Below are 24,489 nucleotides of genomic sequence, written 5' to 3'. Positions count from 1 at the left end.
CAAACCTAATAACCAAATATATGAATTTTTATACTGAATGGTTGCCCCAACCTAAAGGGCGCCTGTTTAAATTTCTGTTGATTATGAAATTGACTTTTGTCTTGCTAATCACTTCTTTTCTACAGCTCAGTTACGGGGCTGCCAATGCACAAAACGTAACATTATCAGAAAAAAATACGTCACTACTTAAGGTTTTTCGCAAGATCAACAAGGATGTAGGCTACAATTTTCTGTATGATCTTGATTTATTAAAAGAAGCAAGACCCGTTACCATCGAAATTAAAAACACAGATATTAAAGAGGCCTTAAAAAGAATATTTAGCGAACAGCCTTTAGGCTATACGATAAAAAATAACACCATTATCATCCATCGTAAAGCCATTGAGGGCATGCCTTTAATTATCCGTTCTTTCGTTGATATCAGAGGGAAAGTGGTAGATGAAAAAGGAGCACCAATGGCGGGTGCGAGTGTAAAAGTTAAAGGCTCTACTTTAGGAGCGGTAACCGATGAAACCGGTTCATTTACGCTAAGAGATGTAACCGAGGGCGCAACTTTAGTGATTTCCTACATCGGCTACGAAAACAAGGAAGTTACTGCCTCAAATGGCTTAACCATCACGTTAAGTCCGCAGGCGGGTTTACTGGCCGATGCAGTGGTAATTGGTTACGGTACGCAGAAGAAAAGTGTGGTAACCGGCGCTATCGCTTCGGTGAAAGCCACTGACTTAAAAGATATGCCGGTAGTTCGAATTGAGCAATCATTACAAGGACGTGCTTCTGGTGTTACCGTAACTACAAGTTCTGGTCAGCCGGGCGATGGTGGAACCATCCGTATTCGTGGTACTGCTAACATTAACAACGCGAACCCATTATACGTTGTTGATGGTGTAGTGATTTACGGTGGTATTGAGTATTTAAATCAATCAGACATCGAATCGATTGAGGTGTTAAAAGATGCTGCATCGGCCGCCATTTATGGAACCCGGGCTGCCAATGGAGTAATTATCGTTTCTACGAAAAAAGGTTCAAACACAGGCCGGGTGCGTGTGGAGTACAATAATTACATTGGTACACAAGCTCCTTCCACCCGGTTAAATTTATTAAATGCGACACAATATGCTACGATTTATAATGAATCGCAATTGGCGGATGGTGTGACTGCTGTACGTTTTCCTAATCCGGCACAATATGGCGAAGGAACTAATTGGCAGGATGCGGTATTTAATAATAAGGCAATGATTCAGAACCACGATTTAAACATGAGTGGTGGTAATGATAAATCGATCTATTATGGATCATTCAGTTATTTTGATCAGGATGGTATCGTGGCTACATCCAACTCGAAATTTAAAAGGTTTACCGCCCGATTTAACTTTGAACATAAAATTACCAAAAACATCAAATTTGGAAATTCGATAGGTTATACCAGGATCAATTCTATCGGTGTGAGTACCAATACAGAATATGGTTCGCCATTAAGCAGGGCAATTAATATGGATCCGATTACTCCGGTTGTTGAAATGGACCCGGCTAAATACGGTTTGCCAAAATATTTAAATAACCCCGTGGTTAGAAACGAGGCTGGTTTCCCTTATGGAATTTCTGATTACGCACAATCTGAGGTATTAAATCCGGTTGCTGCTTTACAGGTAGCGCAAGGCAATTCTTGGAGTGATAAAGTGGTAGGAAATGCTTTCGTTGAAGTTGAATTTTTAAAAGGTTTAAAATTAAGAAGTACAGGTGGTGTGGATTTGGCTTTCTGGGGAGGACAATCTTTCCGCCCGATTTACTACCTGAACTCAATTAATCAATCTACTTTAACAGCCTTTACCAGAGATAGCAACAGAGGTTTATTTTGGTCGCTGGAAAATACATTAAGCTATGACAAAACCATAGGTAAACATGTCATCACGGCTTTAGTGGGCTATTCTGCTCAAAAAAATAAAGGCGAAACCAACGGCGGTATTAAAGAAGGTATTCCGGTAGATAACATCAGAGATGCATCATTACAGTTTCCGGTAGCCAGAACCAATTCTGATTTTTATGGTGGGGAATATCAAAATACATTAAATTCTATTTTCGGAAGGATTATTTATAACTATGATGAAAAATACTTATTCACGGGTATCGTTCGTAGAGATGGTTCATCACGTTTTGGTCCGAATAATAAATATGGTTACTTCCCTTCAGGTTCTGCTGGTTGGGTAGCTTCGAGAGAAGATTTCTGGCCGAAAAACAACATTGTTACTTTCTTAAAATTCAGAGGCTCTTACGGTATCAACGGTAACGATGCAATTCCTGATTTCAGTTATTTGGCAACAGTTAGTGGTGGTCGTAATTATTCTTTAGGAACAGCATCTGGCCAGGCTTTAACCAATGGTGTTAGCCCAAATGCACTTTCTAATCCTGATTTAAAATGGGAAGAAACTTCATCGTTTGATTTAGGTTTTGATGCAACTTTATTTCAAGGAATTACTTTATCAACCAGTTATTTCAATAAGAAAACTTATGGTATGTTGTTACAGCAGGTCGTTCCTTCTTATGTAGGTAATTCTGGTCCGTATGCCAATACAGCCGATTTATATAACCGCGGTTTTGAGATTGAACTGGGCTGGAATAAACAGGTTGGTGAGGTGAGTTTCCGGGTAGCAGGTAATGCATCATTCATTAAAAACGAAGTAACCTTATTAGGAGCGGATAAGGATTATCTGCCAAGCAGACAAACCATTACACCTCAAAGTTTAGAAGTAACACGTGTGGCGGTTGGACAATCTGTTGATTCGTTCTTCGGCTATCAAACTGCCGGATTGTTTCAAAACCAGGCAGATATCAATAATTATAAAAACAGTGCCGGAGCGTTGATTCAGCCTAATGCAAAACCTGGTGACATTAAATTTTTGGATTTAAATGGCGATGGTTTGATCAGCGATGCTGATAGAACTTTCCTTGGAAGATCAAATCCGAACTTCACTTACGGCTTAACGTTCTCAGCAAAATATAAAGGCTTTGATGTTTCGATTTTCGGTCAGGGCGTTTCAGGGAACATGATTTTTAATGGTTTGAGGAGATTTGATTTAAGTCCATCAAACTACACCACCAATATTTTAAACCGTTGGACTGGGGAAGGAACAAGTAACACTGTTCCTCGTGCTACCTTGGCTGATGAAAATAAAAACTACAGTCGTGTTTCAAGTTTATTTCTGGAGAGCGGCGCTTATTTCAGGTTAAAGAATGTTCAATTGGGTTATACATTGCCAAAAACGTTGGTTAACAAAGTAGGAATTGATAATCTTAAGTTTTATGTAATGGCCAATAACCTGTTTACTTTAACTAAATATAATGGTTACGATCCTGAAATCGGTGGTGGAAGTTTAGGCGTCGATCGCGGTTTCTATCCACAGGCAAGATCATTCTTTGTAGGTGTTAATGTTGGATTTTAATAATACTCATATGAAAATTAAACATATAAAATATTCGATAGCCATTTTGGCGATCATGCAGTTAACAGTTTCCTGCAAAAAAGACTTTTTGGAGTTAACACCAAAAGGTACCGCGACAGAAGAAAATTTTTATCGCAACGAAACGGAAGTATATCAGGGTTTAGTTGCAGTTTACGATGTAATGCAATGGGGCACAAGTGGAGGTTACACCATGAAGCAACCTTTGTTAAGTGCAGCGTCTGATGATTGTTGGGCTGGTGGTGGAAACGCTTCCGATCAGCCAGGTTGGGTAGCCTATGATAACTTCAATATGGATTCGAGGTTAGGGCCTCAGGTTGGATTGTGGTCTAAAAACTTTACTGGCGTAAATCGTGCCAATATCATTTTAGAAAAAATTGAGAAAGCAACTACTTTAAGCGCCACCTTTAAATCAAGGGTAACTGCTGAAGCAAAATTTTTGAGGGCTTATTTTTATTTCGATCTGGTTCGTTTTTTCGGTAACGTTCCATTGATTACAAAGCAAATTCCAACTGCCGATTTGTATACGCAAACACAAGCTGCACCTGCCGCAATTTATGCTCAGGTAGAAAAAGATTTAAGAGAAGCCTTTCCTAATTTGCCAGCTACTGTAGCTTCGAATGAAAAAGGTAGAATCTCAAGAGGAACGGCAAAAGCGTTATTAGGCAAGGTTTTACTTTACCAGAATGATAATGGTAAAATTGCTGAGGCCGCAACACTATTTAATGATGTGAATAAAGCCGGCAATGAATACGGTTATGCATTGCTGCCAAACTATGCAGATATTTTCCGTCCGGATAACAAGTTTAACGCAGAAGTTATTTTAGAAATCCCTCATTCTACATTATCTGCGTGGGGCGATTGGGGTTGGGTGAATGGTGGTGAAGGTAATGTTGCACCACAATTTATTGGTATGGATAGCTATAATGGCGATACCTATTCTGCTGGCTGGGGTTTTTGTCCGGTAACCTTAGATTTGGTAAACGCCATGAAGGCCGATCCACGTTTTGCTACTTCAATTATAGATGGCGCAGCCTTGAAAGCTGCTGGCGGAACCTACAATGCCCGTTATCAAAACACCGATTATTTCATCAAAAAATATGCACCACTAAAGGCCTATCGCTCAAACAGTGGTGTTGCTGAATTAAACTGGCCGATTGATGAAATTGAAATCCGCCTGGCTGATACCTATTTAATGGAGGCTGAAGCTTTAGTAAGATCAGGTGGAAATGCCACACGAGCCTTGGAATTATTAACTGCAGTTCGGGCAAGAGTTGGTTTAGCGGCTGTGCCTGCAACACTAGATAATATTTACAACGAGCGCCGTTTAGAGCTTGCGTTTGAAGGCCACCGTTTTTTCGATCTGGTGCGTTCGAACAGGGCAGTCGCCACCTTGGGTTCAGTTGGTTATAAATCTGGTAAAAGTGAATTGTTACCTATTCCACAGCAAGAAATCGACTTAACAAAAGGTGTTATTAAACAAAATCCAGGCTATAATTAATTAGAAGTATCATGAAATTAAATTATATCATTAAACAAACAGCCGGATTTTTATGCCTGCTATTTGTAATAAGCTTCAGCGCTTGCAAAAAAGAAAATACAGATAAGGATTTGGACGCTGCGCCAACAGCAGATCAGGTGAAATTTACGGTTACGCCAACGGCTACAAATGCCAATATTGTTACTTTGGTTAACCAATCACCGGGTTTTAAAGCCATTTGGGATTTTGGCAATGGCGCCACTGCAGATGGCAATACGGTTAGTGCATCCTATCCGCTGGCTGGAACTTATAACGTAAAATTAACCATTGTTACTGCTGGTGGTTCTGTATCAAGCACCAAAGCCGTAACAATTGCGGCAACTAATCCTGCCATGTTAACTGATCCGGCTTTTACGACACTCTCCGGAGGTTTATCAAATGCAGCGGGGTTTACCTGGGTAATCGATCAGAAGTCTGCCGGTCATTTAGGTGTTGGTCCGGTAACTTCTCAGGGGCCAGATTGGTATCAGGCTGCGGCTGACGAAAAAAATGGTCTGGGATTTTACGATGACGAGATGACCTTTAACATGAATGCGTTAAAATATACCTACGATAATAAAGGAACAACTTTTGCCAATGCGGCGAATGCGCCGGGTATCGGCGGACCAGCAGCATCGAGCGATCCGACCGTAAATTATACACCGCCAACCAATTTAACCTGGTTGGTAACTGAAACCAATGGCGTGAAATACCTGACCATTTCTGGCGGAGGTTTTATCAGCTATTATTTAGGCGTGTCTCAATACCAGATTTTATCGTTAAATGAAAATGAAATGTGGTTGCGTTGCCTGGATAAAGCAAATGCCGGTAATGCCTGGTACTTAAAACTGGTGAAAAAAGGATATGTAAGACCAGTGATTCAAAAACCATTGCAGGCGGCCAACCTAAGCGATGATTTTCAAGCTACTGCTAATTTTACCTGGACCGCTGAAAATGTGGATTTTGTAAGACCTTACGATAATCCTGCAAAGTTTCCGGTAAATACGTCAGCAAAAGTGGGCTACTACGAGAAAAGAACCGGTGCTGACGGGCAGTATGGAAACCTAAATGTTACCCTTCCATACCGTTTCAATCTGACTTCCACCAACAAAATCAGGCTTAAAGTTTTCTTCCCAAGCGGAAATGATTTTACTAAAACACCTGCAACAGTTTCTGTAAAATTACAAAACTCTTTATTGGGTGGTAATGCATGGCAAACACAAACTGAAATTGTAAAAACACTCACTACAGTTCAGTATAACACCTGGACACAACTCGAATTTAATTTCTCTGGCATCAGTGCACAAACATTGTATGATAAAATTGTGGTTCAGCTTGGTGGCGAAGGTCATCCAAATCCGGGCATCTTTTACATCGATGATTTCGAATTTAAATAGAGTTGCTTTAAGATCAGTTTATCCAAAAAAGGATAAGCTGATCGTTTAAAATTTACCTTATGAAAAGATCAATGAATGAATTAATGAAGAGGGGTTTTGCGGCATTGGCAATTGTTATGATTGCATTGAGTTCATGTTCGAAAAAAACAGGAGATGACGGGCCAGTTTATGTACCGCCTACTCCCGCAGGTCCGCCGGTTGATAAGGGCTGGACATTTGAAACTACACCAACCTGGGCTGATGAATTTACGAATACAGGGGCACCATTGAGTAGTAATTGGGATTATGATACCGGTGGAAGTGGCTGGGGCAATAACGAACTGCAGTTTTATACCAATACTACTAACAATGCCCAGGTTGCTAACGGTATTTTAACCATCACGGCTAAGAAAGAAAACATGGGCGGCATGGCTTATACATCTGCCCGTATGGTTACCAGAAATAAACTCGATGCTTTGTATGGCCGTTTCGAAATTAAAGCAAAACTGCCATCGGGAAAAGGTACATGGCCGGCCATTTGGATGTTGCCAACTGATCGTTTTTATGGCGATTGGCCAAAATCAGGAGAGATTGACATCATGGAGCACGTGGGTTATGATCAGGATGTGGTTCACTTTACTACGCATACCGAAGCCTACTATTTCAAAATCAATACCCAAAAATCGAGCACAAAAAAAATAGATGGTGTAAGTACAGCATTCCATCTTTATCGTGTGGATTGGACTCCTTATGCGGTACGGGGCTATTTTGATGATGTTAAAGTTTTTGAATTTGCCAATGAAGGAACGGGTTACAAAGTTTGGCCATTTGACAAACGTTTCCATTTGCTTTTAAACATTGCTGTAGGTGGCGATTGGGGTGGAGCGATGGGTGTTGATACCTCTATTTGGCCACAAAAAATGGATGTAGATTATGTTCGTTATTATAAAATGATAGATAAGTAATTTGCTGGTTAAGTTTGATTGTTAAAGTCGTTCCATCTGGAACGGCTTTTTTCATTTTCAGACCATTCGAATTTGATGATAAATATTGCCAAAAAAGAACGGGGATAAATCATACCGACCTATCCCCGTCATCTAAATTAACGCTCTCATATATATAAACAACCAAAAAGGTAATTTATTATACAGGGCTGAAAATTTTTTTATTTTTTTGCAGCCGGCTTTTTTGCTGCGGCTTTTGGTTTCTTTTCTACAGCTGGTGCTTCTTCATCACTAACTATCTTTTTCTTAGCAGGTGCTTTTGCCTTTTTTACTTCTGCAACAGGTTCCTCAACTGTTTCAGTTTTCTTTTTTGCTGGCGCTTTAGTTTTTTTAGTTTCAGCAGGAATAGCCTCTTCAGCAACTACCTTTTTCTTAGCAGGTGCTTTAGCTTTTTTAGGTGCTTCTGCAGAAGTTTCTACAGCGGCCTCTTTTTTAACTTCAGCTACTTTCGGAGTATCAACATTTTGCAAATAGATGGCTAAAATCTGCTTCAAATAAACTTCCGGCTTTGGCATATTAATCACATGGCCAGGCTCTTTATCCTGCGATTGTTTAATGTAAGCTGACTTAATTTTGCCCCAATCTTTCGAATAAAGTCTGATAAACATTTCTACGAATTGCTCGTCTGTATATTTTTTAGGCAACCTACCCAACACTGCCTGAATTTTTTCTTCTTTTTTATGTAATACTGCCATCGCTTCTATTTTCTGCAAAGATAACCGATATTACAGATAATCATGTAAATACAAAATTTAAACTTTATAAGCACATAATGGATGCTCGTCTGTGGTTAGATACTGATTTGGGAAGAATGATGGGAAAGGTTAAAAACTAGCGCTCAATATCTTCTAAAACGAGTTCAGTTTTTCTGCTAGTCACCAATCTTTCGCGATGTTGCATGCCCCAACTCCTCAATTCATTAATCACTTTATCCAACGAGCCACTGTATTCTGTCAGTTCGTAAGTTACCGTTACTGGTATAGTAGAATACACTTTTCTAATCACAAACTCATTCAACTCCAGGTCTTTTAGTTCTTTTGACAGGATTTTGGGAGTAATCTCTCCAAGTGACTTTTGAATTTCATTAAATCGCTTTGGTCCATCTTGCATGGAAATGATTAAGGGTAATTTCCACTTCCCGTTTAAAACATAAAGTGCATCTTTAACTGCATTTAAACTAGCGTTGCAGGTTTCTTTTGTGTGATGTTCTCTTCCAAATGCCATGACGTAAAGATAAAGGCTTTCCCAAAGGATACTGCTATCCTTTGGGAAAGTAGTATCTATTTGATAGTTCTGTGATATAAATTTGTATAAAAAAAACATGAACACAAAAACCATCAAGATTATCTATTGGATTACAACTGGACTCGTTGCGCTAATGATGATTTTCTCCGCTTATTCTTATTTTGTAAATCCTGAAGTTAAACAAGGGTTTCGACATTTAGGCTTTCCTGATTATTTCAGGATTGAACTTGCTATCGCAAAAATTTTAGGTGCAATACTACTTATTGCCCCGATTAAGACACAGTTTAAAGAGTGGGCTTACGCAGGTTTTGCCTTTACTTTTATCTCTGCTTTCATTGCACATCATGCATCTGGCGATCCGACAAGCAACCAGGTAGGACCAATTATATTTTTGCTCGTTTTGGCCCTATCTTATTTTACTTATCAGAAAATTAAAGTGGCTAATTAATATTATGCCTAACTCGAAATCCTTAAAAAATGGATTTCGAGTTAGGCTTCCAGATCTTCGCTTTGCTACAACTTCAATGAAAAATTGGTGCTAACTCTTGCAATTCCTAACGTTTGATGAAATACCAGGTGCCTACTTTTTCTTCCAGCCTTTTTGCATTTTCTTATAAGCTTTTTTGCTAATCTTCGATTTCTTTTTAGAACGAGACTTACCCTTCTTTTTGCGGGCATTGATGTTATTTACCAACGAGTTTTTAACGCCAAGTTTGTTCTTTTTGCCGCTCTTTTTCTTTTTGTCTTTTTTCTTACTGTCTTTCTTTTTCGCAGTTTTCTTTTTTTCCTTTGCCATTATTTAATTATTAATCAGTTCTGAATAATAACATCAAATATTCGCCAAAGTTCAAAAATTTGCATTTTGTAGTGATTCATTCATTTTATGATCGCAACACTCCCTGATATTTTTTTATTTCCTCCCTCCGTGATGATGAGATAATAATAAATACCAATAGGCATCGGCTTTCCATTTGATGTGCCATCCCAGGGGTTTTCATATCCAATAGCGCTATAAACAACACCTCCGTTTCGGTTAAATACTTTTACCAAATCCATCACCCCAACGCTGCTCACTTTCCAGTAATCGTTAATTCCATCACCATTCGGACTAAAAGAATTCAACGCAACAATTTCGCAATCATTTCTGATGGAGGTTTTGATCACATTTGAGTAGGCGGTCTGATTAGTTAAACAGTTTCCATTACTTTTGATCATACAACTTACTTCGTCGGCATCATTTAAACTATTAAGCGTGATTGATGCGCTATTTAAATTTAAATCGAGGCCGTTAACAAACCATTCATACGATTCGACGAGATTTGCGTTATCTGTTATTGCATTAAAGGTTATCGGTCTGCCGAAACATACTGCTCCTATGGCCGACGATTCGATACGAACAGCCGAAACTTCATTCTTTAAAATGCTCATTTTGATAACATTCGATATGCCTGAAGCAACGGGGATGCAATAGTCATTGTTGATAATCTGAAGCGTAACCTGATCTTCATCCCTTAATGTTGTACTTGTAAATGTTGGCGAATTATTGGCATTTTGAACACCATTTACCATCCAGATGTATGTGGGGTTACTGCCGATATTATCGGTGGCGGCATTAAAAGTTACGGCGGTGTTCTCGCAAACGGTGCTGGTAATTGTGCGAATTAAAGCATAGGGTAATTGATAGCCGGAAACCACCAGAATTTGTTCTTTAGTTTCAACACCGTTAGTTGCCGTGATGGTGCTGGAGCCTGTTCCATTAATATGGATGCGTCCATTTATAATTTCTGCAACCTGTGTATTTGAACTGGTGTAAGTAATTGGTAAAACACTGGATGCTCCAGGATCAAAATCCTGATCGCAAGGCGTTTTTGCTGGTAATTCAGGGAAAGCAATACTATTAACAGAAATGACTTGAATTTTTAGAACAGTGCTACTACTGCCAAAAAGGTTATAGGCTGTAATTGTGTAATCTGTTAGGGGTGATGTGGTGATTGGTGTGCCTGTAATTATTCCTGTTTTGGCATCAAAGGCAAGTCCTGCAGGCAAATTCTTGTCGATGGTATACCCTGTAAGTGATATTTTTCTAATCAGGTTGTTCTGAAAATCGGTAATAAAAAGATTACCCTGAACATCAAATGCAAGCATAATTGGTCCGTTAAAGCTACTGTTGGTGCCGACACCATTCAAATTTCCTGCTGAACCATTTCCCGCCAATGTAGTTACCACACCTGATGGGCTGATTTTACGAATTCGGTTATTCCGGTAATCTGCTATGTATAAATTATCTAAGGGATCTATTGTAATCCCTGTAGGATAATACAACCGGGCATTGGTCCCTGTTCCGTCAGTGCTGCCTGCAGTGCCATTACCTGCGATGGTAGAAACAACACCTGCAGGTGTAATTTTTCTGATTTTATTATTGCCAGCATCGGCAACATAAATATTGCCTGCACGGTCAACCGCAACGCCAGCAGGATTGTTAAATGTTGCAGATGCCGCATTTCCATCTAAACTGCCTGTAGCACCCGATCCGGCAACAGTGGTTACGAAACCAGTACTCGATATTTTTTTGATTTTATTGTTTTTCTGATCAGCAAGGTACAGGTCTCCAGCCAAGTCAAAATTCAATCCTCCCGGACTGCTAAAATTACCCGAAGCGCCTACGAATACCGAATTTACCCCCGTTGTACTGATCTTGTGAATACTGTGATTGTCAAAATTGGAAATATACGTGTTTCCTGCCGCATCAGCTGTTAATCCGGTTGGCGTACCTACATATCCAATGGTGCTCACCAAACCAGAAGGCGTTATTTTTCTGATAGCACCACTGCCATAGTCACAAACATAAATATTGCTTTGCGCATCCGAGCCAATACCCGACGGCATATTAAATCCAGAGGATAAGCCTGTTCCATTATAAGATGAGGCAGCTCCGCTTCCGGCAAAAGTTGAAACCTGCTGATAAATATTTGCAGGAACCAAACCGCCTGTATTGCTTGGTGCTGTTGAAACAATATTTACACCGGTAAAATAAGTTTGGGGAGAGGTATAACTTATTATTGGCGCTTGGGCCAGCACATTCTCTCCGCCTAAAAGTAGGAGGAAGAATAGTAATCTAAATAATGTTATTTGGTTGTTCACGAGGGCGATTATTCGTAGTTGTATAAAACTACACAAAATGTAGATTTTCTTTAAAACTATTTACTGCCCTTGCAACTTATTGTTTACTAATATTCACATGTCTAAAATAATGTGTTGGGTTTACTGTAACGCCATGGCTAAAATGGGGTAAGGTTTGCCTGCTGCATCTTCAGCGAAACGTTCTGATATCGCAAAACCCAAATGTTTATAAAAACCAACGGCTTGCTCATTTTGCTCATTTACATCCACTTTCTTTGCCTGCTTTTTTGTTATTGCAAATTCAATGAATTTTTTCCCAATGCCTTTGCCTCTCTGACCAGGGTGAATGAATAACATCTGTATGGTATCACCTGCTAAACCTAAGAATCCTGCGATGATATTATTTTCCTTAATGGAATATAAATCAACCTGATCAAAGTATTCGTTTAAAATCAATTCTCTGTAGCCTAAAATATCATCATCGTTTAAGAAATCATGTGTTGCTCTAACTGAAGCTTCCCAAACTTGAATAAGTTCCGGATAAGTTTCAGAAGTAACTTTTATAATGGCGAATTCTTTCATAGATGAGGTAAATAAACTTAAATCGGGTAAGCAGTAAAATTAAATGAATTCAAAACTAACAGCTTATTCAGTTCGCTGATGCTTAGCATCATCCAATTATCTATACATTATTTGAGATGAATTTTCGAGTAAAAAAATCTGTATTAACGGTTATTTGAATAAACCCTGCGAATAATAATTTGTTCGGTACGTATTTACATTTCGGGTTAAATACTTTGTAATTGGCGTTAAACTTGCCTCCTGATATTGTACAGAATCAATAGCACTCATTTACATGGCTAAACAAATTAAAGCAATTAAGTGTCCGCATTGCGGAAGTATTGGTAAAACGGAAGTCAAAGCCGATCATTTTAAATGCACTAGCTGCAATACAGAATATTATCTGGATAATGATGACATCAATATCAACCATAATATAAATTTCAACTCTTCCACACCGTTTTCTGATCCATCTACAGCAAAAAGAATCGGTTTGGTAGTCGGTGGTGTGGTAGCGGTATTCATTCTTTTTACGTTCATTATACCTTCATTATTTAGCAGTAGAAAAAGCTACCCGGCGAAAGAAAATGTGAGAGCGGAATATAGTTGGTATTCTACTGATGTCAGCGCTTATGCCAATAAGGATGGTCGGCCAATCGTAGTAGTTCTGGGCGTAAGAAGGTATTCTGGGGATGATCACGAAAATGAAACAGGTGAATATATAAGTTTTTATGATCTGTTAACAGATAAAGAGCTCAAGACACAAAAAACCGGAACTTTTAGCCTATCGAATGGGAACAATTTTGAATTAAAGCAATTCAGCGATAACAATTTTTACGGTATAGCGAATAAAGAAAGGGTTTATAAAATTGATAAAGAAAATTTATTGGCAAGTGATGTTACGCAGTCTTTATTTAAGGATCATGCAAAATTGGCTAGTGGAATTGCAAATGCAGCGTTTGCTTATGATAGTTATGGCGAAGCTTTTAATGTAATGAGCAATGAAGGCACAAACGTTTTCTTTTATCCATTGGTAAATAAAATATATACCATGGATGAGGTTTATGTGGAAAAACGCAAATTAGAAGTTGCGGTGCCTAACGAAGTGTTGCAAACTAGATTTGAGTTCTCCCATAAATCAGATGACTATCCGGAAGAAAAAATCCAGCTTTTTAAATACACCAAGCGTGATACCAAAGGTGGGCCAGATGATAACGTGATACTGGAATGGCAGGAATCTGCTTCAACTCATGAAAAAAATATAACTTTTGGAACCAATATCATGCGCAGTTATGTCGATTTAACGCCTGGAAGATTATATTTTAACCCTAAAGTATTGTACAGTGATGATAACTATGTCATCATTACCTCCAATAAAACTGCAGCAGAATCGGCGCCGACTAACATTCAGTGTATTGATGCCAGAGATGGAAAACTGATATTCACTTATCCTTTTCCCACGAATCAAAATTTTAGTGAATGTATCAAATACAAAGATGGATTTGTGGTGGGTTCATATAATTTTTTCCTTGCCATTGGATTGGATGGAAAACTCATTAAAGAATTTAAAATCAAGTAAGTTATGGGAATTATAAAATTTTTTAAAAATCAATTATCTCAAGTTATCGAATGGGATAATCAAAATCCGGAGATTTTGGTTTATAAATTTCCGTCTGCAAATGATGAGCTTAAAAATGCGAGTAAGTTAATTATTGGTCCCGGTCAAGGTGCTCTTCTGGTATATGAAGGAAAATTAACCGACGAAATTACCACTGAAGGAATTTTTGACCTTGAAACAGACAACCATCCATTTATAACCACCTTATTAAAATTGCGTACTGCTTTCGAAAGTGAACATAAGCTTAAAGTTTACTTTTATCGTACTTCTGAAAACGTAAATCAGGGTTGGGGCACGGCTCAAGCAATAAAATATGTAGATCCTGTTTATAAAATTCCGGTAGAACTTGGTGCAAATGGTTCATTTTCATTTGCAATTACTGATGCAAAGCATTTATTGACCAACGTAATCGGTTCTGCCGACAAGTATTTGGTAGCAGATGCAAGACAAATGTTGCAAAGCAGATTTCCGCAGGGGATAGCAGCTACACTTGCCCAAAGTGGTGTTTCTTATCAAAATATTGATGCGCAATTACCTCAGCTATCTCAAATGATCAAAGACCAAATAAATGGTGAGGTAGCCAAACTCGGTTTTATGTTAACTGATTTTAAGCTTAACGGAACTATGTTTGATGAAGGTACCAAAGAGCGAATTGATAGAATTGCCAATATTACTGCTGATAATTTAGCCGCGGGAGAAGGTGGATTAACTTATGTGGAACTTGAAAAATTACGGGCGCTAAGAGATGCCGCCCGAAACGAAGGAGGTTTGGCTGGTGCAGGTTTGCAGTTTGGCGTAGGGATGGAGATTGGAAAAACCTTTGATACCATTAGAAATGATCAGATCGATTCCTCCTCCACAGATCCCGTATTGAAGTTACAGCAACTTAAACTTTTGCTGGATGAAGGCATCATTACGCAAGATGAGTTTGATCAAAAAAAGAAAGATTGGTTAAGTAGATTTTAAAGATTGGTTATGAAAAAAATTATTGGAATTATTATCGTTCTGTTGGTGATTGCCTTTTTAGGCATACTGGGATTACGGATTTGGGGAATAGAAATCGTTAGCCTGCAAACCATATTGAAGAGCAGTGCCACCTTAATTATTTTAGGGGTTGCAATCGTGATTCTTATTATTTGTTATGGATTTTATTTTAAAGATCCTTCAAAAGGATATGACAGATCTGTAGGGAATCGGGCGCATCCCAGAATTGATCAATAAATATTTAAGGTGGATTGCTGTAAATAAAAAAAGCGATTTGAATTTTCAAATCGCTTTTTCGTAGCCCGTAGGGGAATCGAACCCCTGTTTCCAGAATGAAAATCTGGCGTCCTCACCCCTAGACGAACGGGCCATTTTCAATTTTAGAGTTTAGATTTTAGAATTACGATTGTTTCAAATCTAAATTCGTAAATCTACCATCGTCAATCTACTTGGTAGCGGGGACACGACTCGAACGTGCGACCTTCGGGTTATGAGCCCGACGAGCTACCAACTGCTCCACCCCGCACTCTATATCTTCAAAAGATTCTTCGTTTGAAGGAGTGCAAAGGTATATATTATTTTTAGTTTTCAAAAGACTTCGCCAATATTTTCGAAATATTTAAAGTATCTGCTTGATTTTAAGTAAATTATTTTTGCTAAGGCTGATTTTTTATTGGTCTTGCAAAAAGGGGGAAGATATAGGGGAAACAAAACTCTAGATTGGTACGATACCAAACAATACCCGTAAACGAAAAAAAGTTGATCGTCAGCGGTATCGCCTTAAATCAACTTTTTGTTATTCCTGTAGCCCGTAGGGGAATCGAACCCCTGTTTCCAGAATGAAAATCTGGCGTCCTCACCCCTAGACGAACGGGCCATTTTCAATTTTAGAGTTTAGATTTTAGAATTACGATTGTTTCAAATCTAAATTCGTAAATCTACCATCGTCAATCTACTTGGTAGCGGGGACACGACTCGAACGTGCGACCTTCGGGTTATGAGCCCGACGAGCTACCAACTGCTCCACCCCGCACTCTATACAACTCGTTTATTACAATTGAATTAAATCCTTAACTCTGTTTCCGAATTGGAATGCAAAGATATAATTCGTTTCTTTGTGCTGCAAATTTTTTTTAAAAAATATTTCAATGGCGCATAAAGCAGGTTTTGTTAGTATAATAGGTAAACCAAACGTAGGTAAATCCACCCTAATGAATGTGCTTGTAGGCGAGCGACTTAGCATTATCACACCAAAGGCGCAAACTACAAGGCATCGCATTTTAGGAATTGTAAATGAAGAAGAATATCAGATTGTTTTTTCTGATACACCAGGCATAATCAAACCTAAATATTCTTTGCAAGAGAGTATGATGAGCTTTGTAAACGGATCTTTAACTGATGCCGATGTACTTTTGTTCGTTACCGATATCAATGAAACGCATGATGAAGATGATGTGCTGGATAAGATTTTAGATAGAGACATTCCAACAATTGTACTCATCAACAAAATTGATAAAGCTTTACAAGAACAGGTTGATGAGAAGATTGCCTATTGGCAGGAAAAGCTTAATCCGGTTTCTATTTATGCTATTTCTGCTTTGCATAAACATAATGTTGATGGAATAATGGCACATGTTTTAGATTTATTACCAGAGCATCCACCATATTACGATAAAGAAGATTTAACTGATCGCTCGGAACGTTTCTTCGTTTCTGAAATTATCCGTGAGAAAATTTTTCTGAATTACCAGAAAGAGATTCCTTACAGTACGGAGGTGATTGTTAAAAGTTTTAAAGAAGAAGCGCTTAAAAATGGTAAAGGTGCCATGGTTCGCATTATGGCAGAAATTGTGGTGGAGCGTGATTCTCAAAAAAACATTTTGATTGGAACAGGTGGAAGTATGCTCAAGAAAGTAGGTACAGAAGCACGTTTAGAGGTTGAGAAGTTTTTAGATACAAAAGTATTTCTAGAACTGTTTGTAAAAGTAATTCCAGATTGGAGAAGTAAAAAGAATTACCTGAAGAGCTTCGGATACGATAATTAATTTCGAAATTTAGGTATGAAAAAAATTTTAATAACGCTCTTATTGTTTTCCGGCTTTACTGCTTTAGCACAGGAATCAAACAACGGTAAAAAGCTTTGGGCAAAGTCAGTTTTAAATGAACAGGCGCCAAAGCTTATTGTCGAACAGTGGATTTCCGAACAACCGAATACGAAAGGTAAATTTGTTTTGGTCGATTTCTGGGCAACCTGGTGTGGACCATGCAGGGCATACATTCCAACACTAAATGAAATTCAGAAAAAATATGCCGATCAACTGGTGGTTGTTGGGATATCTGATGAAACATCAGATAAGGTAAAAGCTTTTGCTAATCCAAAAATTGAATACTTTGAGGCAATTGATACTAAGGCACAGGTGAAAAATGCACTTGGTATAACCGGTATTCCGCATGCTATTCTAATCGATCCGAAAGGAATAGTGAGGTGGGAAGGTTTCCCGTTGCTTCAAAATAATCAGCTTACAGAAGATGTGATCAAAGGACTTCTAAGTAAGTATAAAAATTAATATTAATACAGGTTCCAAAAATTAACCATACCTTTGCAGCCCGAAATAAATCGGTTAGTAGTTGATAGTCAATGGCTGATAGCCAAATAGTTTAAGCAGCTTGCTGAACATCCAGACCGTTAACTATAAGCCATTAACTATCAATAATACACGAAATGAGTAATATTATCGCCATCGTAGGCAGGCCAAACGTAGGCAAGAGCACCCTTTTTAATAGATTAACCGAAAGTCGTAAGGCTATTGTAGATGATATGAGCGGCGTTACCCGCGACAGGCATTATGGCGTAGGTGAGTGGACCGACAGACAATTTACTGTAATTGATACTGGAGGTTACGTGGCTAACTCCGAAGATGTTTATGAAGCTGCCATCCGTGAACAGGTAATGATTGCCATTGAAGAAGCCAGTGTTTTGGTTTTTATGGTTGATGTAACTACCGGCATTACTGATCTGGACGATGATATTGCCCAGGTACTACGCAGAAGTAACAAACCCGTTTTTGTTTGTGCTAATAAAGTAGATAATACCGCATTGTACAATGAAATTCATACTTTCTATGGTTTTGGTTTAGGTGAGGTTTATCCTTTATCATCCATGACTGGGTCGGGTACAGGCGAGTTATTGGATGAGATCGTTAAAAACTTTGAAGATATTCCGGAAGAGGAAAATCAATTGCCAAAAATTACCATCGCTGGTCGCCCAAATGTAGGTAAATCATCCTTGGTAAATGCTTTAATTGGTAAAGAACGTAACATTGTAACGGCAAATGCCGGTACCACCCGCGATTCGATTAAAATTCACTACAACCAGTTTGGACATGAATTTATGCTGATTGATACCGCTGGATTGCGTAAAAAAACAAAGGTTAAAGAAAACCTTGAATTTTATTCCGTAATGCGTACCATCAAAGCTTTAGAAGAAGCAGATGTTGTTGTATTAATGATTGATGCTGTTGAAGGTATCGAAAGTCAGGATATCAATATTTTCCATCTTGCGGAGAAAAATAAAAAGGGTATTGTTATTTTAATTAACAAATGGGATTTGATTGAAAAAAATACTCAAACCATGAAAGCTTTCGAGGAGCAAATTCACGAACGCATTCGCCCGTTTACCGATGTGCCCATCATATTTACCTCGGTATTGAATAAACAACGTATTTTCAAAGCAATTGAGGCTGCCTTAGAAGTTTATAAAAATCGTGGAAAGAAAATTCCTACATCAAAATTAAATGACGTGATGTTGCCATTGATTGAGAAATTTCCACCACCAGCATTAAAAGGAAAACACATTAAAATCAAATACATTACGCAAATTAACGGCACTTCGCCAATGTTTGCATTTTTCTGTAATTTACCACAGTATATTAAAGATCCGTATAAACGTTTCATTGAAAATAAGCTAAGAGAGAATTTTGATTTTTCAGGCTCGCCAATTCAAATTTTCTTCAGGCAGAAATAGCATTCTGCATTTCAATAATAATATTTATAAAACAGGGCTTGTATTTCATCAGAAGTACAGCCCTGTTTTCGTTTCAAATCCCGATGAAAATCTGGATATTTCCAGGTCAAGAGATTTGGTTAACTCAATATCTAATTCCATATCTTCGCTTTATGCAAATTGAAGTAAAAAACAGCCAGCCAAGTGATATAGATGCCATTTTTGATTTTTACGACATTGCTATTGCGTATCAAAAAAAGGTATTTAACAAACATTGGCAAGGCTTTAGCAGACATTTGGTGCAAACCGAAATTGAGGAAGACCGGCAATATAAAATTTTAGTGGATGGAAAAAGTGCATGTGTTTTTGCCGTTACCTTTGCCGATCAACTTATTTGGGGCGATCGCGATTTTGATTCCATTTACATCCACCGGATTGTAACGCATCCTGATTTCAGAGGTTACTCTTTCGTCAAAGAAATTATCAAATGGGCAAAGAAGTATGCGGCTGAACATCAAATAAAATATATCCGGATGGATACTTGGGCAGATAATGAAAAGCTTTTGAAATATTACACCGGTTGTGGTTTCACTTACGTTGGAGTGGTTAGCCTCCAAAAATCAGAAGGTTTGCCGAAACATTATGAAGGCATCAGTTTAAGTCTGTTTGAAATTATTGTGTAGGTTTAGAAAGTGATTTTCCAGCTGAGCATGTCATCTACTTCTCCAATATGAAGGAAATGGTTTTTCTCTAATATGGAATATGAAGCTACATTTTGCTTCTCTGTAGTCGCAAAAATTGATTTTACTTTAGGTTGCAATTTGGCCCATTCAACAATTCTGCCTACGGCTTCAGTCATAAAGCCTTTACCCCTAAACTCTTCGTAAGTTCCATAGCCTATCTCAATTTCTCCTTCTGCATCAGGTTCGCCTACGAAACAAATATCTCCTACCATCCTGTTGTCTGGCTTAGAAATTATTGCCCAAAGGGTATGGTATAAATAATCCTTATCCCGATCAGAAACATTTGGTAAAATCGTCTGCGCTAATGCATCATGTAATGATGTGGAAATATTTTTCTTTGTAGGTAAAAGATTTAATTCCTTTTCAAGTGAATGATCATCCTTAATATATTTTAGCAGTTGATTGTGTGTAAGAGGCTTTAAAATAAGGCGATCGGTTTCTAACATATGAGGCACTAGTGGTAAGCAATTTGTTTGATATAGCTAAATTACGAGATAAAATTTCTCAGAAATGCATTTGGTAAGGCTATTGCAAATTCACCAAAGCTTGCTTCACCGCATTATCATTTTGATTTGCCGAACGGTAATAGCCCACATCGCCAAGATAATACCGGCAGAGCAACGCTTTTAAGTCGTTAAGAATGACTGATCTGGAATTGTATAACTGAAAACGATCAATCTGAACATTTTTACGTTGCAGATAGCCGATAAAATCTTTAAAGTCGTTATCGCCAAGAGTAAAAGAATTGATGTTTTGCTCTACAAAGCCGGCATTATACTTATTGGTTAATACGTTAAAAACATAGTCTGAAAGAATTTTTTTGCTAACCAATGTCGCATAGAACCTGTTATATCCAGCGGTATCGAGCTTAACGAAAACATCTGGTTGGATTCCCCCGCTTGGCTTTTGCTTTCTATTGTTTTGAATGGCTACACCTTCAGCTTTTTCAATTGAATCCTGAAAAGATGTACGGTCGCCAGTTAATTCACCATCCATCATTCGCTCATCGAGCTCGTGTTTATAGGCATCATAACCCTTTTTGTAAGATTTTTGGATGCTTCGTCCTGATGGGGTGTAATATCGAGCAATCGTTAAGTTCAATGCAGAGCCGTCTCCAAAAGAAAATTGTTCCTGTACCAGTCCTTTACCAAAAGAACGGCGACCAATGATAATTCCGCGGCCTAAATCCTGAATTGCCCCGGCAACAATCTCACTTGCAGAAGCCGTATTTTCGTTGATCAAAATAGCAAGCTTACCGTTTTGAAATGAACCTGAGCCTGTAGAGAAATAATCTGTTCGGGGTTCGTGTTTACCTTGCGTGTATACAATCAGTTTGTTTTCAGGTAAAAACTGATCGGCCAGGCCCGTGGCTGCAGAAAAATATCCACCGCCATTATCACGCAAGTCGAGAATCAGCTTTTTCATTCCCTTTGCTTTGAGGTTATTAGCAGCACTAGCGAAATCATTATCAGTATTGGCACCGAATTTACTAATCCTCACATATCCCGTTTCAGCATTAATCATATACGCCGCATCTATGCTGCTGATGTTTACTTTGCCTCTGGTCACCATCAAGCGGCTTTGCACCTGCGTGCCACTGTGCAATAGTGTAACACTAACGCCACTACCAGCTTTACCCCTAAATCGACCAGTGAGTTGTTCTTTGGGTAAATTTCTTCCGCTTACTGTCGCAGTATCAATCGTTAGTATTTTGTCGCCCAATTTTATTCCTGCCTGGTAAGCCGGACCATCTTTAACAACCCCGGTCACCATCATGGTGTCGTTGAGCATGTAGTATTCAATCCCGACACCTTCAAAGTTTCCTTCGAGGTTATCGCTCATGTCCTGAGCATCTGTTGGAGGTAAATAAACACTATGGGGATCCAACTGATGAAGAACACTATCTATTGGAAGGTTTTGAAATGAATCTGTGTTAATGTCATCAACATAATTTTTGTTGATGATATGGAGAATTTCCTCCAGTTTTCCATCGCTGTTAACCGCTAATTGTGAACTTCGTTTTACGCCAAAGCCCTGATCTTTGATGAACTTAATACCCAAAATCATACCCACTATTAAAATCACAGAATAGCTTATTGCAATAAGTATGTTATTTCGGGTATTCTTTTTCATTAGCGTTATGCAAATTTATGAAATTTAGCGGTTTACTATATTTTTTAACTGCATTTTCCTGTCTTTTGTTTCTAATATTTAACATAAATTAACGGTGTAAATAGGCAACTAGAATTTTAGCAGACATATTTTTAAGTTTTTAGGATACTTTTTAAAAAGAATTTACCGAATTTTATCAAAATTAAATTTATGAACAGAGTTACCGAGCAGGAATCTAACTATAATAATATCGATCAAATGTCGGTATTGGAGGTTTTGCAGGGCATTAATAATGAAGATAAAACTGTTGCTTACGCAGTTGAAAAATCTTTGCCTCAAATAGAAAAACTAACTTCGGCCGTTGCCGAAAGAATGAAAAAGGGAGGTCGTTTGTTTTACATTGGCGCAGGTACCAGTGGCCGCTTAGGCGTGGTTGATGCATCTGAATGTCCACCGACGTATGGCGTGCCCTTTGATTGGGTAGTAGGTATTATCGCAGGTGGAGATACAGCGATTAGAAAAGCTGTGGAATTTGCAGAAGATGATGCTATTCAAGCATGGAAAGACCTCGAAGAATTTAACATTAATGAAAAAGATTGTTTGGTTGGTTTAGCCGCTTCAGGAACCACACCATATGTAATTGGAGGTTTAAATACCGCCCGTAAACATGGTGTTTTAACTGGTTGCATTGTTTGTAATACTGGTGGTCCAATTGCTGCGGAATCTGATTTTCCGGTTGAGGTGGTAGTAGGCCCTGAGTTTATTACCGGTTCTACACGTATGAAATCGGGAACGGCCCAGAAATTAGTTTTAAACATGCTGAGCACCACGGTAATGGTGCAATTAGGGCGTGTTGTTGGAAACAAAATGGTTGATATGCAGTTAACTAATAATAAACTGGTTGATCGTGGAACACAAATGGTAGCCGACGAATTAAACATTGGTTATGACGAAGCAGCTGATTTGCTTACTCTACACGGAAGTGTTCGTAAAGCTGTTGAGGCTGGACAGCATGGCGTTAAAAGCTAAGGTAATACGTTTAAGTCTGGGTGCAGATAAAAACCTTCGCAATACTAAAGTTTGGATAAATACACATTTAACTTTTAACCTGCAACTTTAAACTTAAAATGCACGAAATCGAGCCTTATTACCAGTGGAGAGATGATTATGTTTCGGCAGAAGATGAGCGCTCACCTTTTTATAATACCGAATATTCAGAAATTTATTTCGATAAGCAGATCTACAATTTTTTGCTACATCCCCAATGGGATGAATTTGGATCGAATACGCTTTACATGAAAGTGTTATATGCAGATTACGATCGAAGTTATGCAATAATTGAGTTCATAGGGGAGTGGAACGATGCGATCAATAATGATATCATGTTGTTGAAACGTGATATTCTGGAGCTGATGATGGACGAGGGCATTAATAAATTTATTCTGATTGGAGAAAATGTATTGAATTTTCATGCTTCTGATGATAGCTACTATGAGGAATGGTTTCAGGAAGTTGAAGATGGCTGGATCGTGGGCGTTAACTTTCAGGAACATGTAATTGCTGAGTTCAGGGATAATAATATTGATTACTATATCAATTTTGGTGGCGCATTTGATAATTTACCCTGGCGAACCTTAAAACCCTTACAGTTCTTTAAGAAAGTTGAAGAACTGCTGACAAAAAGATTGAACTAAATTGTTATTTTTAAAATCATTTAAATACACAAATTAAAAAATGGAACAACAAAATTATAATTATCAAACCAATAGTGTTTTCGTACAGGAAAGTTCTGTGTCGAAGAAATTTTTTGCGAACGTCTTTTTGTGGATGTTTGTGGCTTTAACATTATCTACCTTATCGGCCTTTTATATTTCAAATACTGAATCGGCACTTAGGGCATTAATCAACTTCGAAACTGGTCAAAGAACAGGTTTAGGTTATGTAGCCATGTTTGCTCCACTTGGTTTAGTATTGGTTATGGGCGCTGGTTTTTCAAGATTGTCTTATGCTGCATTGCTGGGTGTTTTTGCACTTTTTTCAGTTCTGCTTGGCGTAAGCTTAAGTTTTATCTTACTAATTTATACTGGTACGTCAATTATAACCTGTTTTGCAGCAGCAGCTGGTATTTTTGGTATTATGGCCGTAATGGGTTATACCACTAACATTGACTTAAGTAAATTCGGGCCGATTTTAATGGTAGGTGTTGCCGGATTATTCATTGCAAGTATTGCTAACATGTTTATCAAAAGTGAACAATTTAGTTTGGTAATGGCTTTCATTGGTATTGCCGTTTTCACTGCTTTAACCGCTTATGATGTTCAAAAAATCAAAAGAATTGGTCAAGGTTTAGAAGAAAGTGGCGAAGCAATTCCATCAGCTGATACCAAAAAGTTGGCTATCATGGCTGCTTTAAATCTTTATTTAGATTTTATCAATATCTTCCTTTTCCTACTACGTATCTTCGGAAGCAGAAAATAATCTGGTAAAAATCTGATCCATCAGATTACAATTTTTAATTCAATACAAAACAATATTCTTAAGGCCGTGCAGTTTTGCATGGCCTTTGTAATTTTATTTGGCTACGGGCTGATAATTTTTGGAATTGATGTTGCTTTGTTGCATTTTTGTATGCTTATTAAGAAAGACGGAGGGATTAGACCCAACGAAGTCTTAGCAACCTGTGCCAACAAGGTGCTACATTCTAATCTCAGCAGTGGCGAGAGCAGATAAGTTTTAGTGGTAATTT

At 38.2% G+C, this 24,489-nt stretch carries 22 protein-coding genes, 4 tRNA genes and 1 riboswitch; of the genes, 15 read left to right on the top strand and 11 right to left on the bottom strand.

The window, feature by feature from the left end; translation table 11 throughout:
• The first annotated feature begins 83 nt into the window (after nucleotides 1-83).
• From EA772_RS03695 to EA772_RS03680, 4 genes are read left to right on the top strand one after another with little or no spacing between them, the layout of a single operon-like run.
• Complete coding sequence (locus EA772_RS03695; protein ID WP_246834034.1) at nucleotides 84-3,440, top strand: TonB-dependent receptor; 3,357 nt, start codon at nucleotides 84-86, stop codon at nucleotides 3,438-3,440.
• Nucleotides 3,441-3,450: 10 nt separating this feature from the next.
• Complete coding sequence (locus tag EA772_RS03690) at nucleotides 3,451-4,959, top strand: RagB/SusD family nutrient uptake outer membrane protein (RefSeq protein WP_168187475.1); 1,509 nt, start codon at nucleotides 3,451-3,453, stop codon at nucleotides 4,957-4,959.
• Between the two features lie 11 nt (nucleotides 4,960-4,970).
• A complete protein-coding gene (locus tag EA772_RS03685) occupies nucleotides 4,971-6,374 on the top strand; it encodes a PKD domain-containing protein (RefSeq protein WP_124911227.1) in 1,404 nt (467 codons plus the stop codon).
• 59 nt (nucleotides 6,375-6,433) lie between these two features.
• Nucleotides 6,434-7,318 carry a family 16 glycosylhydrolase gene (locus EA772_RS03680; RefSeq protein WP_246834033.1) on the top strand — a complete coding sequence of 295 codons (885 nt, stop codon included), beginning with the start codon at nucleotides 6,434-6,436 and terminating at the stop codon, nucleotides 7,316-7,318.
• Between the two features lie 200 nt (nucleotides 7,319-7,518).
• Here the strand turns inward: EA772_RS03680 and EA772_RS22220 are convergent, their stop codons facing one another.
• Nucleotides 7,519-8,052, bottom strand: a complete 534-nt coding sequence (locus tag EA772_RS22220) for a hypothetical protein (RefSeq protein ID WP_210405073.1) — start codon at nucleotides 8,050-8,052, stop codon at nucleotides 7,519-7,521.
• 136 nt (nucleotides 8,053-8,188) lie between these two features.
• Nucleotides 8,189-8,581, bottom strand: coding sequence for a helix-turn-helix domain-containing protein (locus EA772_RS03670; RefSeq protein ID WP_124911225.1), 393 nt, complete (start codon nucleotides 8,579-8,581; stop codon nucleotides 8,189-8,191).
• Nucleotides 8,582-8,678: 97 nt separating this feature from the next.
• On the opposite strand from EA772_RS03670, the gene EA772_RS03665 reads away from it, so the two are divergent.
• Complete coding sequence (locus EA772_RS03665; protein WP_124911223.1) at nucleotides 8,679-9,050, top strand: DoxX family protein; 372 nt, start codon at nucleotides 8,679-8,681, stop codon at nucleotides 9,048-9,050.
• A 132-nt stretch (nucleotides 9,051-9,182) separates the two neighbouring features.
• Here the strand turns inward: EA772_RS03665 and EA772_RS03660 are convergent, their stop codons facing one another.
• The 3 genes from EA772_RS03660 to EA772_RS03650 form a co-directional block, all read right to left on the bottom strand.
• Nucleotides 9,183-9,398: a hypothetical protein gene (locus tag EA772_RS03660; RefSeq protein WP_010601584.1), complete on the bottom strand. Its 216-nt coding sequence runs from the start codon at nucleotides 9,396-9,398 to the stop codon at nucleotides 9,183-9,185.
• A gap of 80 nt (nucleotides 9,399-9,478) precedes the next feature.
• Nucleotides 9,479-11,743 (bottom strand): gliding motility-associated C-terminal domain-containing protein, encoded by a 2,265-nt coding sequence (locus EA772_RS03655; protein ID WP_124911221.1) that lies wholly within the window; start codon nucleotides 11,741-11,743, stop codon nucleotides 9,479-9,481.
• Between the two features lie 120 nt (nucleotides 11,744-11,863).
• A complete protein-coding gene (locus tag EA772_RS03650) occupies nucleotides 11,864-12,304 on the bottom strand; it encodes a GNAT family N-acetyltransferase (RefSeq protein ID WP_124911219.1) in 441 nt (146 codons plus the stop codon).
• Nucleotides 12,305-12,578: 274 nt separating this feature from the next.
• Between EA772_RS03650 and EA772_RS03645 the strand changes: the two genes are divergently transcribed.
• Genes EA772_RS03645 through EA772_RS03635 form a run of 3 tightly spaced genes read left to right on the top strand, consistent with a single transcriptional unit; the run spans nucleotide 12,579 to nucleotide 15,122 of the window.
• Complete coding sequence (locus tag EA772_RS03645; protein WP_124911217.1) at nucleotides 12,579-13,862, top strand: hypothetical protein; 1,284 nt, start codon at nucleotides 12,579-12,581, stop codon at nucleotides 13,860-13,862.
• Nucleotides 13,863-13,865: 3 nt separating this feature from the next.
• Nucleotides 13,866-14,867, top strand: a complete 1,002-nt coding sequence (locus EA772_RS03640; RefSeq protein WP_124911215.1) for an SPFH domain-containing protein — start codon at nucleotides 13,866-13,868, stop codon at nucleotides 14,865-14,867.
• 9 nt (nucleotides 14,868-14,876) lie between these two features.
• Nucleotides 14,877-15,122, top strand: a complete 246-nt coding sequence (locus EA772_RS03635; protein ID WP_116169094.1) for a hypothetical protein — start codon at nucleotides 14,877-14,879, stop codon at nucleotides 15,120-15,122.
• Between the two features lie 61 nt (nucleotides 15,123-15,183).
• Here EA772_RS03635 and EA772_RS03630 read toward each other — a convergent pair.
• From EA772_RS03630 to EA772_RS03615, 4 genes are all read right to left on the bottom strand, one after another.
• A tRNA-Glu gene (locus EA772_RS03630) sits at nucleotides 15,184-15,255 on the bottom strand.
• Nucleotides 15,256-15,335: 80 nt separating this feature from the next.
• A tRNA-Met gene (locus EA772_RS03625) sits at nucleotides 15,336-15,411 on the bottom strand.
• Nucleotides 15,412-15,690: 279 nt separating this feature from the next.
• Nucleotides 15,691-15,762: transfer RNA gene (locus tag EA772_RS03620), tRNA-Glu, on the bottom strand.
• 80 nt (nucleotides 15,763-15,842) lie between these two features.
• A tRNA-Met gene (locus tag EA772_RS03615) sits at nucleotides 15,843-15,918 on the bottom strand.
• Nucleotides 15,919-16,033: 115 nt separating this feature from the next.
• On the opposite strand from EA772_RS03615, the gene era reads away from it, so the two are divergent.
• From era to EA772_RS03595, 4 genes are all read left to right on the top strand, one after another.
• Nucleotides 16,034-16,930, top strand: coding sequence for a GTPase Era (era, locus tag EA772_RS03610; RefSeq protein WP_116169095.1), 897 nt, complete (start codon nucleotides 16,034-16,036; stop codon nucleotides 16,928-16,930).
• A 15-nt stretch (nucleotides 16,931-16,945) separates the two neighbouring features.
• Nucleotides 16,946-17,452 (top strand): TlpA family protein disulfide reductase, encoded by a 507-nt coding sequence (locus EA772_RS03605; RefSeq protein WP_124911213.1) that lies wholly within the window; start codon nucleotides 16,946-16,948, stop codon nucleotides 17,450-17,452.
• A gap of 155 nt (nucleotides 17,453-17,607) precedes the next feature.
• Nucleotides 17,608-18,909, top strand: a complete 1,302-nt coding sequence (gene der / locus EA772_RS03600; protein ID WP_124911211.1) for a ribosome biogenesis GTPase Der — start codon at nucleotides 17,608-17,610, stop codon at nucleotides 18,907-18,909.
• Nucleotides 18,910-18,992: 83 nt separating this feature from the next.
• Nucleotides 18,993-19,571 carry an N-acetyltransferase gene (locus EA772_RS03595; RefSeq protein ID WP_210405072.1) on the top strand — a complete coding sequence of 193 codons (579 nt, stop codon included), beginning with the start codon at nucleotides 18,993-18,995 and terminating at the stop codon, nucleotides 19,569-19,571.
• Nucleotides 19,572-19,573: 2 nt separating this feature from the next.
• Here EA772_RS03595 and EA772_RS03590 read toward each other — a convergent pair whose 3' ends face one another.
• Nucleotides 19,574-20,077 carry a GNAT family N-acetyltransferase gene (locus EA772_RS03590; RefSeq protein WP_116169098.1) on the bottom strand — a complete coding sequence of 168 codons (504 nt, stop codon included), beginning with the start codon at nucleotides 20,075-20,077 and terminating at the stop codon, nucleotides 19,574-19,576.
• Nucleotides 20,078-20,156: 79 nt separating this feature from the next.
• Nucleotides 20,157-21,764, bottom strand: coding sequence for a S41 family peptidase (locus EA772_RS03585; protein WP_010599014.1), 1,608 nt, complete (start codon nucleotides 21,762-21,764; stop codon nucleotides 20,157-20,159).
• 189 nt (nucleotides 21,765-21,953) lie between these two features.
• Between EA772_RS03585 and murQ the strand changes: the two genes are divergently transcribed.
• The 3 genes from murQ to EA772_RS03570 all read left to right on the top strand — a co-directional run bounded on the left by murQ (nucleotide 21,954) and on the right by EA772_RS03570 (nucleotide 24,221).
• Nucleotides 21,954-22,772, top strand: a complete 819-nt coding sequence (murQ, locus tag EA772_RS03580) for an N-acetylmuramic acid 6-phosphate etherase (RefSeq protein ID WP_124911209.1) — start codon at nucleotides 21,954-21,956, stop codon at nucleotides 22,770-22,772.
• A gap of 98 nt (nucleotides 22,773-22,870) precedes the next feature.
• Entirely contained in the window at nucleotides 22,871-23,437 is a 567-nt protein-coding gene (locus EA772_RS03575; protein ID WP_010599016.1) for a hypothetical protein, read from the top strand.
• Between the two features lie 40 nt (nucleotides 23,438-23,477).
• Complete coding sequence (locus EA772_RS03570) at nucleotides 23,478-24,221, top strand: Bax inhibitor-1/YccA family protein (RefSeq protein WP_010599017.1); 744 nt, start codon at nucleotides 23,478-23,480, stop codon at nucleotides 24,219-24,221.
• A 151-nt stretch (nucleotides 24,222-24,372) separates the two neighbouring features.
• Nucleotides 24,373-24,476: riboswitch (SAM riboswitch) on the top strand.
• Nucleotides 24,477-24,489 lie beyond the last annotated feature (13 nt).

Source organism: Pedobacter sp. G11 (genome assembly GCF_003860265.1).
GTDB lineage: Bacteria > Bacteroidota > Bacteroidia > Sphingobacteriales > Sphingobacteriaceae > Pedobacter > Pedobacter agri.
This window is presented reverse-complemented; position numbering and strand designations above follow the sequence as displayed.

Coding starts and splice junctions, on each gene's coding strand:
- EA772_RS03585 (WP_010599014.1), bottom strand. CDS start 21,764: ATGAAAAAGAATACCCGAAATAACATACTTATTGCAATAAGCTATTCT.
- EA772_RS03650 (WP_124911219.1), bottom strand. CDS start 12,304: ATGAAAGAATTCGCCATTATAAAAGTTACTTCTGAAACTTATCCGGAA.
- EA772_RS03690 (WP_168187475.1), top strand. CDS start 3,451: ATGAAAATTAAACATATAAAATATTCGATAGCCATTTTGGCGATCATG.
- der (WP_124911211.1), top strand. CDS start 17,608: ATGAGTAATATTATCGCCATCGTAGGCAGGCCAAACGTAGGCAAGAGC.
- EA772_RS03590 (WP_116169098.1), bottom strand. CDS start 20,077: ATGTTAGAAACCGATCGCCTTATTTTAAAGCCTCTTACACACAATCAA.
- EA772_RS03660 (WP_010601584.1), bottom strand. CDS start 9,398: ATGGCAAAGGAAAAAAAGAAAACTGCGAAAAAGAAAGACAGTAAGAAA.
- EA772_RS03640 (WP_124911215.1), top strand. CDS start 13,866: ATGGGAATTATAAAATTTTTTAAAAATCAATTATCTCAAGTTATCGAA.
- EA772_RS03645 (WP_124911217.1), top strand. CDS start 12,579: ATGGCTAAACAAATTAAAGCAATTAAGTGTCCGCATTGCGGAAGTATT.
- EA772_RS03695 (WP_246834034.1), top strand. CDS start 84: ATGAAATTGACTTTTGTCTTGCTAATCACTTCTTTTCTACAGCTCAGT.
- EA772_RS03665 (WP_124911223.1), top strand. CDS start 8,679: ATGAACACAAAAACCATCAAGATTATCTATTGGATTACAACTGGACTC.
- EA772_RS03575 (WP_010599016.1), top strand. CDS start 22,871: ATGCACGAAATCGAGCCTTATTACCAGTGGAGAGATGATTATGTTTCG.
- EA772_RS03670 (WP_124911225.1), bottom strand. CDS start 8,581: ATGGCATTTGGAAGAGAACATCACACAAAAGAAACCTGCAACGCTAGT.
- EA772_RS03570 (WP_010599017.1), top strand. CDS start 23,478: ATGGAACAACAAAATTATAATTATCAAACCAATAGTGTTTTCGTACAG.
- EA772_RS03635 (WP_116169094.1), top strand. CDS start 14,877: ATGAAAAAAATTATTGGAATTATTATCGTTCTGTTGGTGATTGCCTTT.
- EA772_RS03680 (WP_246834033.1), top strand. CDS start 6,434: ATGAAAAGATCAATGAATGAATTAATGAAGAGGGGTTTTGCGGCATTG.
- EA772_RS22220 (WP_210405073.1), bottom strand. CDS start 8,052: ATGGCAGTATTACATAAAAAAGAAGAAAAAATTCAGGCAGTGTTGGGT.
- EA772_RS03685 (WP_124911227.1), top strand. CDS start 4,971: ATGAAATTAAATTATATCATTAAACAAACAGCCGGATTTTTATGCCTG.
- era (WP_116169095.1), top strand. CDS start 16,034: ATGGCGCATAAAGCAGGTTTTGTTAGTATAATAGGTAAACCAAACGTA.
- murQ (WP_124911209.1), top strand. CDS start 21,954: ATGAACAGAGTTACCGAGCAGGAATCTAACTATAATAATATCGATCAA.
- EA772_RS03605 (WP_124911213.1), top strand. CDS start 16,946: ATGAAAAAAATTTTAATAACGCTCTTATTGTTTTCCGGCTTTACTGCT.
- EA772_RS03595 (WP_210405072.1), top strand. CDS start 18,993: ATGAAAATCTGGATATTTCCAGGTCAAGAGATTTGGTTAACTCAATAT.